Below are 15,860 nucleotides of genomic sequence, written 5' to 3' on the forward strand. Positions count from 1 at the left end.
AGTGTGTCAGGCCTGGACGACCAGGGTCAGGGGGTCACAAGTTCGCTGCACGGACAGTGACATCGGGCCGGGCTCCCCGAGCCGTCGAACACGGGCGGGAATCCTCGGGTAGCTGTTGCGGGGTCAGCCCGCGCTGCGCTGGCGGGATCTCTGCGGGGGAACCGCTGGTGCTGGGCCTGCCGCTGTGGTTGACCCGGGGTGCGGCGGGCGGTTGTTCTCTTGTTCATAGCCGCGGGCGATGTCCTCGCGGTGACCGGCGCGGCCGGCTGCGGTCACCAGGAACAGGATGGCGGCGGCCGCAGCGAACCATCCCAGGATGATGAGGCTAGCGGTGAGCAGCACGCTCACCTCCCGTGAGGTTGTTGGCCCGGAGCGGGTCAGTGATGGCTTCGTGGGCTTGCTGAACGGGTCGCTGTGGTGATGGCCGCGCTCAGTGGGTGTGGCTGGTGGCCACACCCACTGAGCGGTGGGGCCTGACAGCGCTCCGGTGGGGATGTGGACCGGAGCGCTGTCAGGGGTTCAGGAGGTGCGGGTGGGTGTCAGGCGTTCCTCCGGCGGACGGCGATGGTGGTGGCGGTGCCGGCGACCAGCAGGACGAGCCCGGTGGTCAGCAGGATCGATCCGTCGAACCCGGTGTAGGCCAGGGCGCTCGGCTTGATCGGTGCCGCGATCGGGGTGACGGGAGTGACTACGGGCGGCGGGTTGGTCGGCGGGTTGGTCGGCGTGCTGGGGCCGGCGGGGGTGCCGGGGACCGTGGCCGTCGACGGGCTGGAACCGGTGGGGGTGGTCGCCCCCGGTGCGGTGCCCTGCGCGGTGGCGGTGTTGCTCAGCGTGCCGGCGGCGACGTCAGCCGAGGTGACGGTGTAGTCGGCGGTGCAGGTCGTGCTCTGGCCGGGGAGCAGCGCTGAGGCCTCGGCCGGGCAGACGGGGGTCGACAGGCGACCGGTGCCGGAGAAGGTGCCTTCAGCGACGGTCACGCCGTTGAGGGTCACGTTCCCGGTGTTGGTGACCAGGAAGGAGTAGTCGATGGTCTGTCCAGCGGCCGTGAGGACCTGTGCGCTGGCCGTCTTCAGGACGGTGAGCGAGGGGTCCGCGACCTGGGGGATCGTCACGGTGGAGGGAGGGGAGGTCACCGGGGTGGTGGAGCCGGGGGGCGTCCCCTCGGCGGTGGCGGAGTTGTCGACCGAGCCGGCGTCGACGTCGTCCTGTTCGAGCGTGTAGGTCGCGGTGCAGGTGACCGACGCCGTCGGGGCCAGCGATGCCGCACCGGCGGGGCAGTTCACTGGTGACAATGCGCCGGCGCCGGTGAAAGTGCCCTCCTCGACGGTGACGTCGGTGAGGGTGACGTTGCCGGTGTTGGTGACCACGAAGGAGTAGGTGACCTCCTGACCAACGGTGAAGGAGGCCTCCGAACTCGGGGACGCCGACTTCACGACCGTCAGCGCAGGGGCGGACGGGGCGGTCACCCGGGCCGTGGACTCCTGCGAGGCGACCGGGGTGGTGGACCCAGGCGGGGTGCCCTGGGCGGTGGCGGTGTTCTCGATCGCCCCGGCGTCGGCGTCGGCCTGCGTCGCGGTGTAAGTGGCGGTGCAGGTGGTCTGCGCGCCGATGGCCAGGGTGGTCACCGGGCAGGTGACGACCGGTGCGGTACCGGTGCCGCTGAAGTCGGTCTCGGTGACCCCGACCGAGGTCAGCGGGGTCTGGCCGGTGTTGGTGACCAGGAAGGAGTAGGTGACCGCTTCACCGGCGGCGCTGATGGTGGTCGGCGACGCGGTCTTGGCGACCGTCAGGTCGGCGACGGGGTTGCTGACACAGTTGATGTCGCCGGCCACGCAGGCAGTGGGCACCGGGGCGCCGGTCTCGATCAGGAAGTTGCCCACGACGTGGTCTCCGGTGACGGGGCTGTCGACCTGGACTGTGTAGGTGACGGACGAGACCGCACCGGCGGGGACCTGACCGATGATGTCGAAACCGCGGGGCGCTGCGGCAGACACCGCGCTCACCGCAAGGCCCGATGTCGCCGGCGCCGCGGGGGCCACGGTGACGGTTGCGTCGTCGAGGACGCCCTCCAGGATGTCGGTGTACGCCACAGGGGCTGTGGCACGGCCGTTGGTGTTGTCGAAGGTCAAGGTGTAGGTGAGTTCCTGGCCCGGGACGACCGCCGTGCCAGCGGCCGGGTCGACAGACTTGCTGGTGACCAGGTCCGAGCACAGACCTGCATCACCCAGCGAAGTGGCCCCGTAGAAGCCCAGACCGGTGGCGGCCACCGTCGTGGTGGCCAGCGGGGCGGTCGAGGTGGTCGTGGGCAGCGCATCGACGGAGTACAGGGTGCCGTTGCCTCCGGCCAGGTAGACCACGCCACCGGACTGCGCGGCACCGAAGGACTGCGGCACGGTCCCGATCTGGAACGCGGTCCCGTCGGGCTTGATCCGCACCAGCGCATCCGATGGGCCGGTGACGGCGGCCAGGACGTCACCGTCGGCGAGGGACAGGAAGTCACCGGCCGAGGTGAAGGTGCCGGGCAGCGTCGCGAAAGTCGTGGCCACGCCAGTCGCCGGGTCCACCGAGTACACCGTCTGCTCTGAGCCTGCGGCGAGCAGCAGGGTCCCATCGGGGCGAGCCGACAGGGCGTTCCACGCCGGCGCCGCAGCCCCGATGATGGGGATGGTCGCAAGCTCCACTCCAGTCTCGGGGTCGATGCGGAACAACGTGTTGGTGTTGTTTGCGAACCAGACGCCGTACAACGTCCCGTCGGGCAGCAGGGCGATGTCGCCGTACTGGCGCGTCAACGCCACCGAGGACAGCTGCTCCCCCGCCGGGCTGTAGCTCAACAGGCTGAGGCCTGTCGGACCTGTGCCGGTGTTGACCACCAGCGGGGGCTGATCACAAGTGGGGGCCGCCAAGGCCAGCTGCTGGTGTGTGGCCCAGCTCAGGATCGAGAGCATCGCGGCCAGCAGCAGGGTGACGAGAGTGGCAGCGGTCGCACGCGGTGCTGACGGCCACGTCAGCGCGGTGCGGCCACCGGGTGTCAGGGCGGTTGAGCCCATGGGGTTCCTCCATGAAGTGTGTCCAGGACAGGGCAGAGACAGGACTCAGCCCTCCACGAGGCGACCTGAGCGAGCCTCGTGAGAGAAGTGCCGTTGGCTGTCGAAGGCAGCACCGGCCGAGCCGGCTGAGGACTACCGCGCTCGGGTGCGCTCCTGATGACAGCTCCCAGGAGACCGTGTGCACCGAACGTCGTGACTGTTTTGCGGAACCGCTCCTCTCAATTCGGGAGCAGCTTGCAACACGAAAAGCCCTTCCCCCGAGCAATTCGCCCGATCGTGTGACCAATGAGCCGGAAGTTCCCCGTGAGAGTTGATTACCCGAGGGTTTCGTCACCAGCACAGCGGATCGGGTGCGCGCCACAGCGGGACCACGGACGCATTGGTTCCGCGATTCCGTCACCTAGTCCGCTACAGCTGCCAGAATCCCGACCCTGCGGCGTGTCCAGCGTGTCGTAGCAGCTCAGACGCCTGCACAGCCATGAAGAACTGACACAAGCGGGTTGCTCGCCATGGAAGCGGACCGATAGGGATGGTCCCGCGAGCGCCCTCACCCAGAATGCAAACGCTTGCAAAGAACTGGACCGCATCCACTAATTCGTCATCCGGCTGTGGCCGCGATTCGCCCAACCAAAAATGGAGTGCGTCTAATGGCCGACGTGATGGGAGCCGAGTGTCGAAGGCGAAAAGAGAAATTGGACTCCGTCCACGACGGCCGCGCTCTCTACCGGGCCCGCTCATTGCCAGTCACGCCGCTAGGAGTCGCGGACCCATCACCCACTGTGGGCTCTGGCCGGTCGGCTGGGCGCGACAGAGGCCCACCCCTGCCCTGGCCCCCGCGGGCGGCGTTGGCAACGCTGACATCTCGAGGGCAGATGACGCGGCGACCCGCGCCGGCCAGCTGAGACCCAGACCGGCACCGAGGGCGGCCAGGCCGTGCTCGCCGGACGAGCACATGGTGAGTGACGAACTCGCTTCCCTTGAGCCCTCACCCTCGGGGACCAGTCGGCGTGCCGAGACGGCACCGTCGCGCCACAGCCGGTGCCCTCAGCCCGCCCCGGCACAGGTCGGTGGCAGAGCTTCCGCGCCCGCGAGGAACGTCAGACTGGACCAGTCGGGTCAGCCCGGTCCGGACACTCCTGCGATGCGCACGCGGGGCACGGTGTGACCTCACGGCCGCCATGGGTGGGCACGTCCCCTGGCGCCAGGTACAGCATCAGCTGCAGGTGCCGTGGCAGCTCCGCGCTGAACCGCGCCAACGAATCCGCAGTCACAGCGCCGGCGAGCACTCGTCTTCGATGTTCCTGGATCAGCGCCCGCGTCGTGGCCAGCAGCAAAGCCGCCGTCCACCGCGGGTGCATCGACAGACCCGTCGCCTCCAGATGTGCGGCCAGCTCGCGCTCGCCACGTCCACTCATGTCCCGCTCGTAGCGACCCAATGCTGGGACCGTGAGGACCTGGGCGACCATGTCCTGCAGCTCCGGGTCCTCGAAGGTCACCACATAGTCCACAGCTGCCGCGGTGAGCACCCGGACCACGGCCTCACCCTCGGCCTCCCCCACCATCCGCTCCGGCGCCCCGCTGAACGCCTGGTACGGCGCGGCCCACCCACCGAAGAAGAGCTCCTCCTTGCTCGACACGTGGTTGAAGACCGTCTGCACGACCACATCAGCCGCCCGAGCGATCTCAGCGACCGTGGTGCGCTCAAAGCCCTGCTCCCGGAACAAGCGTTGCGCCACCGCCAGCAGATGCTGCCGGGTCCGCTCACGCTTGCCCCCACGACGAACCTGTCCACTCCCCACATCGACCCCGTCGACCAAGTGTCAGACCAAGCCCAGGTCTAGAGCCCAACCAGACACACCTTCACCGAACGTAACAGGATCCTTACACAGTAAGTCCAGAGCGCCACCAGCACATCACTCAAGCCCAACCCGCCCGTGATCGCCCGTCCCTCGTTTCGGTACGACTTGGGAAACGAGATCCGCAGGCCCGGAAACGGGGGTTTGTGAGCCGACAGGGGATAGCGTTGGTGGCTGCGGCCGCCGGCCCATGAGGCGGCGGCCGTGGTAGGTCAGAACAGCTCGCCGATGGCCTGGTCGCTGGAGTCCAGGTAGCGCTCGCGCTGCTTGGTGCCGAACGGCCCGTACGGGTAGTCGTTGGGGGTGGGGGCGCTGACCTCGTCGAGACGGGCGGTCTCCTCAGCACTCAGAGTCAGGTCACCGGCGACGAGGTTCTGCTCGAGCTGGTGCAGCGTGCGGGCACCGGTGATCGGTGCGGTCACGCCGGGCCGGTTCGTCACCCAGCTGTAGGCGACCTGGCCCGGGCTCACGTCGTGTGCCGCGGCGACCTCCCGGACGACGTCCAGGGTGGCCCAGTTCTGGTCCTTGGCGGCGAGGTCGCTGAAGATGTGCTCGTTCATCGGGTTGCCGGCCCCGGCGCGGGTGTCGGTTCCGGCCTGCTCGCCCTTGCGGTATTTGCCGCTGAGGAACCCCGACGCCAGCGGTGACCAGGGCAGCAGGCCCAGGCCGTTGTGCAGCGCAGCCGGCACGATCTCGTACTCGATCTCGCGGGAGACCAGGCTGTACTGCGGCTGCAGCGTCACCGGCACCGCCAGGCCCGAGGCACGGGCGGTGCTGACGGCGAGCTGCACCTGCCATCCGGTGAAGTTCGACAGCCCGATGTGGAGCACCTTGCCGGCGCGCACGGCGTCGTGCAGGGCCCGCAGCGTCACCTCGATCGGGGTGAGCGGGTCCCAGCCGTGCAGCTGGTAGAGGTCGACGGTGTCCCGGCCGAGTCGGCGCAGCGAGGCGTCCAGGGCGCGGGTCAGGTTGCGGCGCGAGGTGCCGGCCTCGTTGGTGTCCGGTCCGGTGCCGAAGCGGGCCTTGGTGGCCAGCACGACGCGGTCGGTGACCTCGGCGGGGCGGCTGGCGAACCAGCGGCCCAGCAGCTCCTCGGACGCCCCGGCGCCGTAGACGTTGGCGGTGTCGACCAGGTTGCCCTCGGCCTCGACGAACCGGTCGAGGATCGCGAAGGCCTCGTCTTCCTCGGTCTCGGTGCCGAAGCCCATGGTCCCCAGGGCGAGGTTCGAGACGGCGATGCCGGTCCCGGGCAGCAGGCGGTACTGCATGGTGGAGCTCCTTCTCAATAGGTCGTGGGGGTCAGGCCTGCGAGGTGGGCATGGCCCACAGCTCGGCGATCGATGACCGGCGTGGGCGGGTCACCATGTAGGCGATGGACTCTGCGATGTCCTCGGGCTGCAGGCGCTCGGGGATGTTCTCGGCGTCGGAGGCGGCCAGCTGGTCCTGCACGGCCTGGTTGTTGCGCGAGACCAGCTCGGTGGCCACTGCGCCGGGCTCCAGGACCCCGACTCGCACGTGCTTCTGGGTGACTTCCTGGCGCAGGGCCGAGGTGAAGCCCTGCACGCCGAACTTGGTCATGCTGTAGACGCCGAACTGGGGGTAGGCCTCGCGGCCGGCGATGGAGGAGACGTTGACGATGTCGGCGACCCCGCGCAGGTCGTCCTCGGCGGCGGCGAGCAGGTGCGGCAGGGCGGCCTTGGTCAGGTAGAGCAGGCCCTTCTGGTTGACCGAGATCATCCGTTCCCACTCCTCGACGTCCTGGTCCAGGACGGTGCCCAGCAGCATCAGGCCGGCGTTGTTGACCAGGACGTCGAGCCGGCCGAACCGGTCCAGGACGGTCCGCACGACGGCTTCGGCCTGGGTACGGTCACCGATGTCGGCGGCCACAGCGATCGCGGTGCCGCCGGCGGCCTCGATGGTGGCGACCAGGGTGTCCAACCGGTCGGCGCGGCGGGCGACGACGACGACGGTCGCGCCGAGGGCGGCGAGCTCCTTCGCGGTCGCCTTGCCGATGCCGCTGCTGGCTCCGGTGACGATCGCGACGGTCTTCTCGAGTGTCGAGGGCATGTGCGGGGGCTCCGTCCGGTCGCGGCCCCGGACGGTGTCCCGGGCTCACGTCCAGTGCACGCCGATCTGGGGCGGCGTGGCAGAGCCTGTCGAGAGGGGGTACTGACAGGGTCTGTCTCGGGGTTGGCGACCTGCAGGACCGTCGGCTGGGTGTCCGCACCGGTGTTCTACGTCCTGCTCGCTGCCGTCCAGATCGGCGCGCTCACGCTGCTGTGGGTGCGGCTGGTCCGGGACACGACGAGGCCGGGGTGGGTCCGTCGCGCCGCCACGGTGGTGTTGGTGCTGCTGATGGCGAGCTCGATCGCAGCGGACGCCGGGCGGCAGGTGCTGCCCAGACAGGTGCAACAGCCGCTGGACCTCGTGGGCTTCGGGTGGCTGGGTGCGTTGGTCTACCTGGTGCTGGCGCTGATCGTCCTGGAGCCGGTGCGGTGGTGGCTGCGCCGGCGCATGTCGATGACGGCCCGTGCCCAGGAGGTCGATGCCTCCCGCCGGCTGTTCCTGTCCCGGTCCTTGGCGGTCACCGCCGGGGTAGTCGCGGCGGGCACGGTCGGATACGGCACGTGGGCGGCCGCCGCCCCGCCGGTGGTCCGCCGGGTGCGCATCACCCTGCCGGGCCTGGCCCCGGAGCTCGCCGGCTACCGGATCACCACGTTCTCCGACGCGCACCTGTCCTCCCTGTACGGCCGGGACCGGTTCGCCCGACTGGTCGGCATGGTCAACGCCACCGAGCCCGACCTGGTCGCCGTCGTCGGGGACCTGGTCGACGGTTCGGTCGACGACCTCCGGCGCGACGTGGCGCCCCTGGGGGACCTGGCCGCCCGGGACGGCGCGTTCTTCGTCACCGGCAACCACGAGTACTACGTGGACACCGCCCCGTGGATGGCGCACCTGCCCACGCTGGGGGTCGACGTGCTGCGCAACGAGCGGGTGACCCTCTCCCGCGGCGGGGGGTCCTTCGACCTCGCCGGCATCGACGACGCGACCGCCGGGGCTTCCGGGGTCCGCGGGCACGGCGCGGACCTGACCGCGGCGCTGGCGGGCCGGGACACCACCACCCCGGTGGTGCTGCTGGCCCACCAACCCGTCCAGGTCGGGCAGGCCCGGGCCGCCGGGGTGGACCTGCAGCTGTCCGGGCACACCCACGGCGGGCAGCTGTGGCCCTTCCCCTACCTCGTGGGTCTCGAGCAGCCGGCGGTGCAAGGTCTGTCCCGGCACGGTGACACCCAGCTCTACGTCACCGCCGGGGTCGGGTACTGGGGGCCACCGATGCGGGTCGGGGCCCGGCCCGAGCTGACCGTCATCGAGCTCGCGCAGGGCTGACCCGACGCCGCAGGGGCGTGAGACCCACGGGTCCCGCGCCCCTGCAGACGTGCCGGGCCGCTCAGCGGTCGATGCTGGCCATGTTCGCCTCGTCGTGCCGTTCGCCCGTGGCCGGGGTGAGCGCGTCCAGCCGGGCGAGCTGGTCGGCGGTGAGGACGACGGCGTCGGCCGCAGTGTTCTCCTCTACCCGGGCCACCCGGCGAGTGCCGGGGATGGGGGCGACGTCCCCGCCCTGGGCCAGCAGCCATGCCAGCGCGACCTGACCCGGGGTGGCGCCGACCTCGTCACCGACCGCGCGGACCTCCTCGACCAGCCGCAGGTTCGCCTCGAACGCTTCCCCCACGAAGCGGGGGTTGGTCTTGCGCCAGTCGTCGGCGGGGATGTCGTCTGGGCTGGTGAGCTGACCGGTGAGGAAGCCGTGCCCGAGCGGGGAGTAGGGCACGAACCCGATGCCCAGCTCCCGGAGCGTGGGCAGCAGCACGTCCTCGGGGTCCCGGGCCCACAGCGAGTACTCGGTCTGCAGTGCAGCGATCGGGTGCACCGCGTGCCCGCGCCGGATGGTGGCCGGGGCGGCCTCCGACAGCCCGATGTGCAGCACCTTGCCCTCGGCGACCAGCTCGGCCAGCACGCTCACGGTGTCCTCGATCGGGGTGTTCGGGTCGACACGGTGCTGGTAGTACAGGTCGATCCGGTCGGTGCCCAACCGGCGCAGCGAGCCCTCCACGGCCGCCCGCACGTTGGCCGGGCTGCTGTCGATCGTGCCCGGGCCACCGCCGGAGTGGGACACCAGCCCGAACTTGGTGGCCACGACGACGGAGTCCCGGCGTCCCGCGATCGCCTTCCCGACCAGTTCCTCGGAGTGGTACGGGCCGTAGATCTCGGCGGTGTCGATGTGCGTGACGCCCAGCTCCAGCGCCCGGTGGATGGTCGCGATGGACTCGGTGTCGTCCAGGCCGCCGCCGGAGGTGTAGGTGCCAGCCATGGTCATGGCGCCCAGGCCGACCCGGGACACCTCCAGGGCGCCCAGGTGTGCGGTGCGCATGTCGTGCTCCCGTCGTTCGGGGTCGGTCGTGCGGTCTCCTCGACGGTGCCTCCACGCGCCGACGGCTGGCAGCCCCTGTCCAGAGGGGGTACTGACAGTGACTCTCTCCCGGACGTGGGCGGCCCTAGCCTCGGGTGCATGGTCGACAAGGACGCAGCCCGCGCCGCTCTGCGCGCCTACCTGGGCAGCCGCCGCGAGAAGGTCTCCCCCGAGCAGGCCGGACTCTCCTTCGTATCGACCCGCCGCAGGGTGACCGGCCTGCGCCGCGAGGAGGTGGCGATGCTGGCCGGCATCAGCGCCGAGTACTACGTCCGCCTCGAGCGCGGCCTGGCCACCGGCCCCTCCCCCAGCGTCGTGGACGCCGTCGCCGCGGCACTGCGGCTGGACGAGGACGAACGCGCGCACCTGGACCGGCTGTTCGCCGAGCTCACCCCCGAGGCGCGCAAACACCGCCGCCGCCCGGTCACCGAGACCGCCAGCGCCGGCGTGCAGGTGGTGCTCCACGCCATGACGACGCTGCCCGCCGTCGTGCTCAACGCCCGGCTGGACGTGCTGGCCACCAACACCCTGGGCAGGGTGCTCTACGCCCCGGTCTTCGACCTGGAGGGGACGCCGAACACCGCGCGGTTCCTGTTCCTCGACGAGCACCGGGCCCGCCAGCTGTTCCCGCACTGGGAACGGATCGCCGACGACACGGTCGCCCTGCTGCGCATCGAGGCCGCCCGGCACCCCGACGACCGGGCCATCGTGGAGCTCATCGGGCAGCTGTCCACCCGCAGCGCCACGTTCCGCACCCGATGGGCCCGCAACGACGTCCGGGCGCACGCCGCCGGGGTGAAGGTGTTCCACCACCCGGTGGTCGGCGAGCTGACGCTGCCCTACGAGAACCTGCTGATCGACGCTGCCGCCGACCACACACTGACCGTGTTCGCACCCCAACCCGGGTCGCCTGGGCACGACGCCGTCCAGCTGCTCGCGAGCTGGGACGCCGGATCCCGCGCCCGGTCCCCCCAGGACTAGCTCGGCTGCACGGTGACTTCCAGGCTGGCCAGCAGCTGGAGCGAGTCGTGTGCCGGTGAGCCCGGCTGCGGGGTGAAGACGGTGAGCACCTGGTCCCCGGCCGCATCGACGGTGAGGTTCTCGTAGGGCAGCTGCAGGTGACCGACGAGCGGGTGGTCGAAGGTCTTGACCCCGCCCCGGTGGGCTCGGACGTCGTTGGCCGCCCAGCGGGTGCGGAACGCCGCACTGCGGGTGGACAGCTGCCCGACCAGGGTGGTCAACGCGGGGTCGTCGGGACGTCGGCCGGCTTCCACGCGCAGCACCGACACGGCGTCGTCGGCCAGCTCCTCCCAGTCCGGGACGAGCGTCCGGAACCGCGCCTCCTCCAGGAAGAGCAGCCGGGCGGTGTTAACCGGGCCCTCCTCGGGAAGGACTGAGGCGTAGAGCGCGCGGGCCAGCGGGTTGAACGCGAGCACGTCCAGCCGTGGGTTGAACACCATGGCCGGCAGGTGGGTCAGGGAGTCCAGCAGCACCTGCATGCCCGCGCTCAGGGCCTCCTTGGGCGGGCGCGGCCGTCGGCGGGGGCCGGGCACGAGGGCGGCGAGGACCCGGTCCAGGTGGGTCCGTTCGTCCTCGTCCAGGCGCAGCACGCGGGCGATGGCCTCCACCACGCCGGGCGAGGGGCCGGTCGCCTGGCCGCGTTCCAGCCGGACGTAGTACTCCGGGCTGATCCCGGCCAGTAGGGCGACCTCCTCGCGGCGCAGCCCCTTCACCCGCCGTCGGGTGCCGGTCGCCGGCAGCCCGACGTCGGCGGGGGTGATCCGCTCGCGCCGGGTGCTGAGGAAGTCCTGCACGGCGGCGCGTGCCCGCTCCCTGTCGTCCACGGAAACGAGCGTAGGAGCGGGGACGACCATGCCGGAACACCCCAGGGGGTCACTGCCAGTACCCCTCTCCAGCGGGTCTGGTTGCCCATCGCCGATCGGCGTTCCCTGGTCTCCGGCGACACCGAGGCGCACCCGCCCTGCAGCAGCAGGGCCACCTCGACCGCCAGGAGGAGATCACCGTGTCGGAGAAGAAGGTCGTGCTCGTCACCGGAGCCGCCCGCGGGCTGGGCATCGACATCGCCCGCGCCGCGCTGGCCGCCGGCCACCAGGTGGTCGCCACCGCCCGGGACGCCGCCCGCGTCACCGCCGTGCTCGGTGAGTCCGACGACGTCCTCGCTGTCGCCCTGGACGTCACCGACCCGACCAGCGTGCAGGCCGCCGTGGACGCCGCCGTGGAGCGGTTCGGGCGGATCGACGTGCTGGTCAACAACGCCGGGTCCTTCCAGGCCGGGTTCTTCGAGCAGATCAGCCCCGAGCACTTCCAGGCCCAGATGGACACCAACTTCACCGGCCCCCTGAACGTCACCCGCGCGGTCCTGCCGCTGCTGCGCGCCCAACGCTCGGGCGTCGTCGTCACGATCACGTCGACCGCGGGCATCGTGGGCGGCGCCTTCACCTCGGCCTACGCCGCCTCCAAGTTCGCCCTCGAGGGCTTCATGGAGTCCCTGGCCCCCGAGGTCGCCCCGTTCGGCATCCAGACGCTGACCGTGGAGCCCGGCTTCTTCCGCACCGAGCTGCTCACCCCGCAGTCCACCACCGTCCCGGACTCCACGATCGAGGACTACGCGGCCGGCACCGAGGCCACCGTCGCCGCCTTCGCCGGGATGAACGGCCAGCAGGTCGGCGACCCGGCCAAGCTCGCCACCGCCCTGATCGAGCTGGCCACCCGCGAGCAGGTCCCCGCACGCTTCGTCGCCGGCGCCGACGCCATGGCCGGCATCGAGGCCCGCCTGGCGACCCTGCAGGCCGAGATCGATGCCCTCCGCGAGCTCAGCTCGTCTCTCTCCCACGACGCCTGAACCCAGCAGAGGACCCCCGCCATGACCGCACCCTCGACCACCCCCACGACCAACCCGCTCGGCATCATCGGCGCCGGGGCGATCGGCAGCACGCTCGCCCGCCTCGCCGTCCGGGCCGGCCTCGACGTCGTCATCGCGAATTCCCGCGGCCCGGAGACCCTGACCGACCTGGTCGCGGAGCTCGGACCGCGGGCCCGCGCCGCCACGGCCGACGAGGTCGCCCGGCAAGCCGACGTAGTCGTCGCCGCGATCCCGCTGATCGCGCACAGCTCGCTGCCCGTCGACGAACTCGCCGGCAAGACCCTCGTCGACACCACGAACTACTACCCCCAGCGCGACGGGCAGATCGCTGCGCTTGACGACCAGCAGATGACGGCCAGCGAGCTCGTCCAGGCCCACCTCCCCGACACCCGGCTGGTGAAGGCGTTCAACAACACCACCTTCGCCAGCCTCGGCAACGGGGCCCGCCCAACCGGTGCCGAAGACCGCAGCGCACTGCCGATCGCCGGGGAGGACGCCGACGCCAAGCAGCAGGTCGCCGCGCTGCTCGACGTCCTGGGCTACGACGCGCTCGACATCGGCGGGTTGGCCGACAGCTGGCGAACCGAGCCGGGCACCCCCGCCTACTGCGACCCCTACATGCCGGCCTGGCCAACCGAGAAGCTCCCCTTCGACGAGCTCGTCGGCTGGCTGCTCGCCGCCCCGGTGATCCCGATGTCCACGTCCAAGCTGAACGACCTGGTCTCCTCAGCCACCCGCGGCCCGGCAGGGGGCTACTTCCCCGAGACGACCTGATGTTCGCTCGCGCGCGACCTCGCGTCGCGCGCGAGCGTCACGTCTCCACGGGCTGCGTCGGCGACGCCTCCCAGGAAGCCTGCAGAGGGCATTCCAGATTCGGACCAGGTTGTGAGCCGGATTCCGTAGGACCGAACACGGGGGTTTGTGAGCTGCAGGATGGCGTTACAGCAGCCCCCGCTGGACAGCCCGCACCAACCGCCGGGGCACGAGCTGTCGGACGCCGTCGACGATCACGGGGACCATCTGTGGCGGGGTGGCCTTCCACTGGGCGCGGCGGTGCCGGGTGTTGGACCGCGACGTCCGGCGCTTGGGGACCGCCATCAGCTGCGTCGCCCGTAGCGAGCGTGGAACTTCTCCACGCGGCCGGCGGTGTCCAGCACGCGGGCGCTGCCGGTCCAGAACGAGTGCGAGGCGCTGCTGGTGTCCACGGTGACCAGCGGGAGGGTGTCGCCGTCGAGCTCGACGGTCTGGTCGCTGCTGATGGTGGAGCGGGTGCGGAAGACCGTGCCGGTGGCGGTGTCGCGGAAGGCGACCTCGCGGTAGGCGGGGTGGATGCCGTCTCTCACTGGTTCTCCTCGGTGGTGTGGGCGTGCGGGTCGTCCGCGGGGCTGGATGCCTCGCAGGGATCGTCGTGGCTGTCACCGAACGGGTCGTCGAAGTCCCAGCCCTCGACGCCGAGGGTCAGCTCCTCGTCGGTGAGCAGGGCTTGGCAGAACGCCGTGGTCAGGGCCTCGCGGGACTGGCGGTGGGTGAGGACGACGATCTCGGTGTCCCGGTCGCCGTACAGCGGGTCCCAGCGCAGGGCGGCCGCCACGTGCCGCTCGGGACTGGCCTGGGCCCACAGCTCGGCGTCGTCACCGAGGGTGTCCAGCCACGGGCCGGCGTCCCCCACCTGCAGTCCGCCCCCGGCGGACTCCAGCCACACGGCGCGGTCGTGCTGGGTGGCCAGCCACAGCCGGCCGCGGGAGCCGACGACGCCGTCGAGCAGGACGTCGAAGGCCTCGTGCAGGCGCTGCGGGTGGAAGGGCCGGCGGGCGGAGAAGCGCACGAGTTCGATCCCGGCGTCGGCCTCCAGCGGAGGCTGACCGGCGAGCACCGCGTCGTGCGGGTGCCCCACCCGGCCGCGGCGGGCGTGCAGGCCCAGGCCGGCGAGCACGCGGGCGGGGTGCCAGTGCTCGATCGAGCCGGTGCGGGCGGTGGGTGCCCAACGCTCGAGGACCGCGTGCAGCCGGGCGGCGGTCCAGTCCTCGATCGGTGGGCCGGCCAGGAGCACGACGTCGGCGATGGCGACCTGACCGAGGGCGACCTGGGCCAGGGTGCGTTCGTCGTCGGCGGTCGCGGCGAGTCCCCGGTCAGCCATCGTCTGCTCACCGGTCACGTCCGCCAGCCAGGTCGCGGCGTCCAGCACCGTGACCACGGCCTCGACCTGGACGGCGTCTTTGGCCGTGCCGCCCTCGGCCAGCAGCACCGAGCCGATCGACCAGCACAGCTGCTCCGGTTCCAGGGCCGGGTCCAGCTGCAGCACGATGCGGTCGACCCCGGAGCAGGCGGCGAGCTCGACCAGCAGCGGGAGCAGGTCCAGCCGCAGGGTGCAGGAGAGGCAGCCGTGGGCGAGCTCGACCGCGGTCTGCTCCTCGGTGACGTTGCCGGCCATCTGGGTGCGCACCGTGCGGACGACGACGCCCTGCTCCAGGTCGGCGACGTCGTGGTGGACCACGACGGTGCCGGGGGCAGCGGTGAGCAGGTCAGTGGCTGCGCGCGCGGTGTGGTCCCGGTGGACGCCGCCGACCAGGACCAGCGGGGTGGGTCGGTCTGTCATGCCCCCATTCTATCGGTAATGACAATCGTTGTCGTCTAGGGTGGGGCCATGACGACCTTCTGCGAGGTGACCGGTCGCCGCCCCACGTTCGGGCGCGCCGTCAGCCACTCCCACCGGCGGACACCCCGCCGGTTCGACCCCAACCTGCAGCGCAAGCGGTTCTGGGTGCCCAGCGAGCACCGCTTCGTGCGGCTCACCGTCTCCACCCGAGGCATCAAGACCATCGACGCCCAGGGCATCGAGGCCGTCTGGGCGCGGGTCAGGCGCGAGCGCAGCGCCGCCGGCGGGCGGCTCTGATGGCCCGGGCCACCGACGTCCGCCCGGTGATCAAGCTCAAGTCCACCGCGGGGACCGGCTACACGTACGTGACCCGCAAGAACCGGCGCAACGACCCCGACCGGCTGGTCCTGCGCAAGTACGACCCGATCGTGCGCCGCCACGTGGAGTTCAAGGAGGACCGCTGAGATGGCCAAGACCTCGAAGATCGCCAAGAACGACCAGCGCCGCCTCGTCGTCGCCCGGTACGCCGAGCGGCGGGCGGCGCTGAAGGAGACCGTCCGAACCGGCAGCCCCGAGGAGCGGGCCGCCGCACAGGCCGCCCTGCAGGCTCTGCCGCGCAACGCCAGCCCCACGCGGCTGCGCAACCGCGATGCTGTGGACGGCCGTCCGCGTGGGCACCTCCGGGCCTTCGGGCTCTCCCGGATCCGCTTCCGGGAGATGGCCCACGACGGTCAGCTCCCCGGCATCACCAAGGCCAGCTGGTGAGCCCCGCTCCCCGGCCCCGGAGACCGCGGGCCAGGCGCCGGATGGACGGTCCGGTCGACTGGAAAGACGTGGCCGCGCTCCGGACGTTCGTCTCCGACCGCGGCAAGATCCGCGCCCGCCGGGTGACCGGCCTGGACCCCGAGGCGCACCGCCAGGTGGCCCGGGCGATCAAGAACGCCCGCGAGATGGCCCTGCTCCCCTACCCCACGAAGGGCCGCTGACGAAGGGCCCTCTGCACTCCGCT

General features: G+C 71.3%; 18 protein-coding genes. 8 read left to right on the forward strand and 10 right to left on the reverse strand.

Going from position 1 to position 15,860, the window contains the following annotated elements; translation table 11 throughout:
- Nucleotides 1-123: 123 nt before the first annotated feature.
- The 5 genes from ASG36_RS22120 to ASG36_RS20235 form a co-directional block, all read right to left on the reverse strand.
- Nucleotides 124-348, reverse strand: coding sequence for a hypothetical protein (locus tag ASG36_RS22120; protein WP_157499005.1), 225 nt, complete (start codon nt 346-348; stop codon nt 124-126).
- A gap of 191 nt (nt 349-539) precedes the next feature.
- Nucleotides 540-2,831, reverse strand: a complete 2,292-nt coding sequence (locus tag ASG36_RS20220; protein WP_055768491.1) for a DUF11 domain-containing protein — start codon at nt 2,829-2,831, stop codon at nt 540-542.
- Nucleotides 2,832-4,144: 1,313 nt separating this feature from the next.
- Nucleotides 4,145-4,864, reverse strand: a complete 720-nt coding sequence (locus ASG36_RS20225; RefSeq protein ID WP_082523365.1) for a TetR/AcrR family transcriptional regulator — start codon at nt 4,862-4,864, stop codon at nt 4,145-4,147.
- A gap of 251 nt (nt 4,865-5,115) precedes the next feature.
- A complete protein-coding gene (locus tag ASG36_RS20230; protein ID WP_055768497.1) occupies nt 5,116-6,171 on the reverse strand; it encodes an aldo/keto reductase in 1,056 nt (351 codons plus the stop codon).
- Nucleotides 6,172-6,202: 31 nt separating this feature from the next.
- Complete coding sequence (locus tag ASG36_RS20235; protein WP_055768500.1) at nt 6,203-6,970, reverse strand: SDR family oxidoreductase; 768 nt, start codon at nt 6,968-6,970, stop codon at nt 6,203-6,205.
- Nucleotides 6,971-7,120: 150 nt separating this feature from the next.
- Between ASG36_RS20235 and ASG36_RS20240 the strand changes: the two genes are divergently transcribed.
- Nucleotides 7,121-8,290 carry a metallophosphoesterase gene (locus tag ASG36_RS20240; protein ID WP_200944596.1) on the forward strand — a complete coding sequence of 390 codons (1,170 nt, stop codon included), beginning with the start codon at nt 7,121-7,123 and terminating at the stop codon, nt 8,288-8,290.
- 61 nt (nt 8,291-8,351) lie between these two features.
- On the opposite strand, the gene ASG36_RS20245 is transcribed toward ASG36_RS20240, so the two are convergent.
- The gene (locus tag ASG36_RS20245; RefSeq protein WP_055768504.1) at nt 8,352-9,332 is read right to left on the reverse strand and encodes an aldo/keto reductase; all 981 of its coding nucleotides are present in this window, start codon (nt 9,330-9,332) and stop codon (nt 8,352-8,354) included.
- Nucleotides 9,333-9,470: 138 nt separating this feature from the next.
- On the opposite strand from ASG36_RS20245, the gene ASG36_RS20250 reads away from it, so the two are divergent.
- Complete coding sequence (locus ASG36_RS20250; protein WP_055768508.1) at nt 9,471-10,352, forward strand: helix-turn-helix transcriptional regulator; 882 nt, start codon at nt 9,471-9,473, stop codon at nt 10,350-10,352.
- Here the strand turns inward: ASG36_RS20250 and ASG36_RS20255 are convergent.
- Nucleotides 10,349-11,215: a helix-turn-helix domain-containing protein gene (locus ASG36_RS20255; protein WP_157499007.1), complete on the reverse strand. Its 867-nt coding sequence runs from the start codon at nt 11,213-11,215 to the stop codon at nt 10,349-10,351. The two genes, ASG36_RS20250 and ASG36_RS20255, sit on opposite strands and share 4 nt — an antisense overlap.
- 179 nt (nt 11,216-11,394) lie before the next feature.
- Between ASG36_RS20255 and ASG36_RS20260 the strand changes: the two genes are divergently transcribed.
- Nucleotides 11,395-12,234 (forward strand): SDR family oxidoreductase, encoded by an 840-nt coding sequence (locus ASG36_RS20260; RefSeq protein ID WP_055768524.1) that lies wholly within the window; start codon nt 11,395-11,397, stop codon nt 12,232-12,234.
- Nucleotides 12,235-12,255: 21 nt separating this feature from the next.
- Nucleotides 12,256-13,029 (forward strand): NADPH-dependent F420 reductase, encoded by a 774-nt coding sequence (locus tag ASG36_RS20265; protein WP_055768527.1) that lies wholly within the window; start codon nt 12,256-12,258, stop codon nt 13,027-13,029.
- Nucleotides 13,030-13,194: 165 nt separating this feature from the next.
- Here the strand turns inward: ASG36_RS20265 and rpmF are convergent, their stop codons facing one another.
- The 3 genes from rpmF to mrf are packed head-to-tail and all read right to left on the reverse strand — an operon-like array spanning nt 13,195 to nt 14,851.
- Entirely contained in the window at nt 13,195-13,353 is a 159-nt protein-coding gene (rpmF, locus tag ASG36_RS20270) for a 50S ribosomal protein L32 (RefSeq protein ID WP_055768530.1), read from the reverse strand.
- Nucleotides 13,353-13,598: a type B 50S ribosomal protein L31 gene (locus ASG36_RS20275; RefSeq protein WP_055768533.1), complete on the reverse strand. Its 246-nt coding sequence runs from the start codon at nt 13,596-13,598 to the stop codon at nt 13,353-13,355. Before ASG36_RS20275 ends, rpmF begins: the two co-directional genes overlap by 1 nt.
- On the reverse strand, nt 13,595-14,851 hold the full coding sequence (gene mrf, locus ASG36_RS20280; protein WP_055768537.1) for a ribosome hibernation factor-recruiting GTPase MRF: 1,257 nt from the start codon (nt 14,849-14,851) through the stop codon (nt 13,595-13,597). The genes ASG36_RS20275 and mrf overlap by 4 nt, the downstream gene beginning before the upstream one ends.
- A 48-nt stretch (nt 14,852-14,899) precedes the next feature.
- Here mrf and rpmB point away from each other — a divergent pair, with 48 nt between their 5' ends.
- From rpmB to rpsR, 4 genes are read left to right on the forward strand one after another with little or no spacing between them, the layout of a single operon-like run.
- A complete protein-coding gene (rpmB, locus tag ASG36_RS20285; RefSeq protein WP_055768540.1) occupies nt 14,900-15,148 on the forward strand; it encodes a 50S ribosomal protein L28 in 249 nt (82 codons plus the stop codon).
- Nucleotides 15,148-15,315 (forward strand): 50S ribosomal protein L33, encoded by a 168-nt coding sequence (rpmG, locus tag ASG36_RS20290; RefSeq protein ID WP_055768543.1) that lies wholly within the window; start codon nt 15,148-15,150, stop codon nt 15,313-15,315. The genes rpmB and rpmG overlap by 1 nt, the downstream gene beginning before the upstream one ends.
- A 1-nt stretch (nt 15,316) precedes the next feature.
- Nucleotides 15,317-15,616, forward strand: a complete 300-nt coding sequence (gene rpsN, locus ASG36_RS20295; RefSeq protein WP_055768546.1) for a 30S ribosomal protein S14 — start codon at nt 15,317-15,319, stop codon at nt 15,614-15,616.
- 41 nt (nt 15,617-15,657) lie between these two features.
- Nucleotides 15,658-15,837 (forward strand): 30S ribosomal protein S18, encoded by a 180-nt coding sequence (rpsR, locus tag ASG36_RS20300; RefSeq protein ID WP_082523366.1) that lies wholly within the window; start codon nt 15,658-15,660, stop codon nt 15,835-15,837.
- Nucleotides 15,838-15,860 lie beyond the last annotated feature (23 nt).

Origin of the sequence: Geodermatophilus sp. Leaf369 (assembly GCF_001424455.1) — a bacterium.
Lineage (GTDB): Bacteria > Actinomycetota > Actinomycetes > Mycobacteriales > Geodermatophilaceae > Klenkia.

Bases quoted from the DNA above. Each gene is read 5' to 3' on its own strand.
- ASG36_RS20230 (WP_055768497.1), bottom strand. From the start codon at position 6,171: ATGCAGTACCGCCTGCTGCCCGGGACCGGCATCGCCGTCTCGAACCTC.
- ASG36_RS20235 (WP_055768500.1), bottom strand. From the start codon at position 6,970: ATGCCCTCGACACTCGAGAAGACCGTCGCGATCGTCACCGGAGCCAGC.
- ASG36_RS20245 (WP_055768504.1), bottom strand. From the start codon at position 9,332: ATGCGCACCGCACACCTGGGCGCCCTGGAGGTGTCCCGGGTCGGCCTG.
- ASG36_RS20250 (WP_055768508.1), top strand. From the start codon at position 9,471: ATGGTCGACAAGGACGCAGCCCGCGCCGCTCTGCGCGCCTACCTGGGC.
- ASG36_RS20265 (WP_055768527.1), top strand. From the start codon at position 12,256: ATGACCGCACCCTCGACCACCCCCACGACCAACCCGCTCGGCATCATC.
- rpmF (WP_055768530.1), bottom strand. From the start codon at position 13,353: ATGGCGGTCCCCAAGCGCCGGACGTCGCGGTCCAACACCCGGCACCGC.
- mrf (WP_055768537.1), bottom strand. From the start codon at position 14,851: ATGACAGACCGACCCACCCCGCTGGTCCTGGTCGGCGGCGTCCACCGG.
- rpmB (WP_055768540.1), top strand. From the start codon at position 14,900: ATGACGACCTTCTGCGAGGTGACCGGTCGCCGCCCCACGTTCGGGCGC.
- rpmG (WP_055768543.1), top strand. From the start codon at position 15,148: ATGGCCCGGGCCACCGACGTCCGCCCGGTGATCAAGCTCAAGTCCACC.
- rpsN (WP_055768546.1), top strand. From the start codon at position 15,317: ATGGCCAAGACCTCGAAGATCGCCAAGAACGACCAGCGCCGCCTCGTC.
- rpsR (WP_082523366.1), top strand. From the start codon at position 15,658: ATGGACGGTCCGGTCGACTGGAAAGACGTGGCCGCGCTCCGGACGTTC.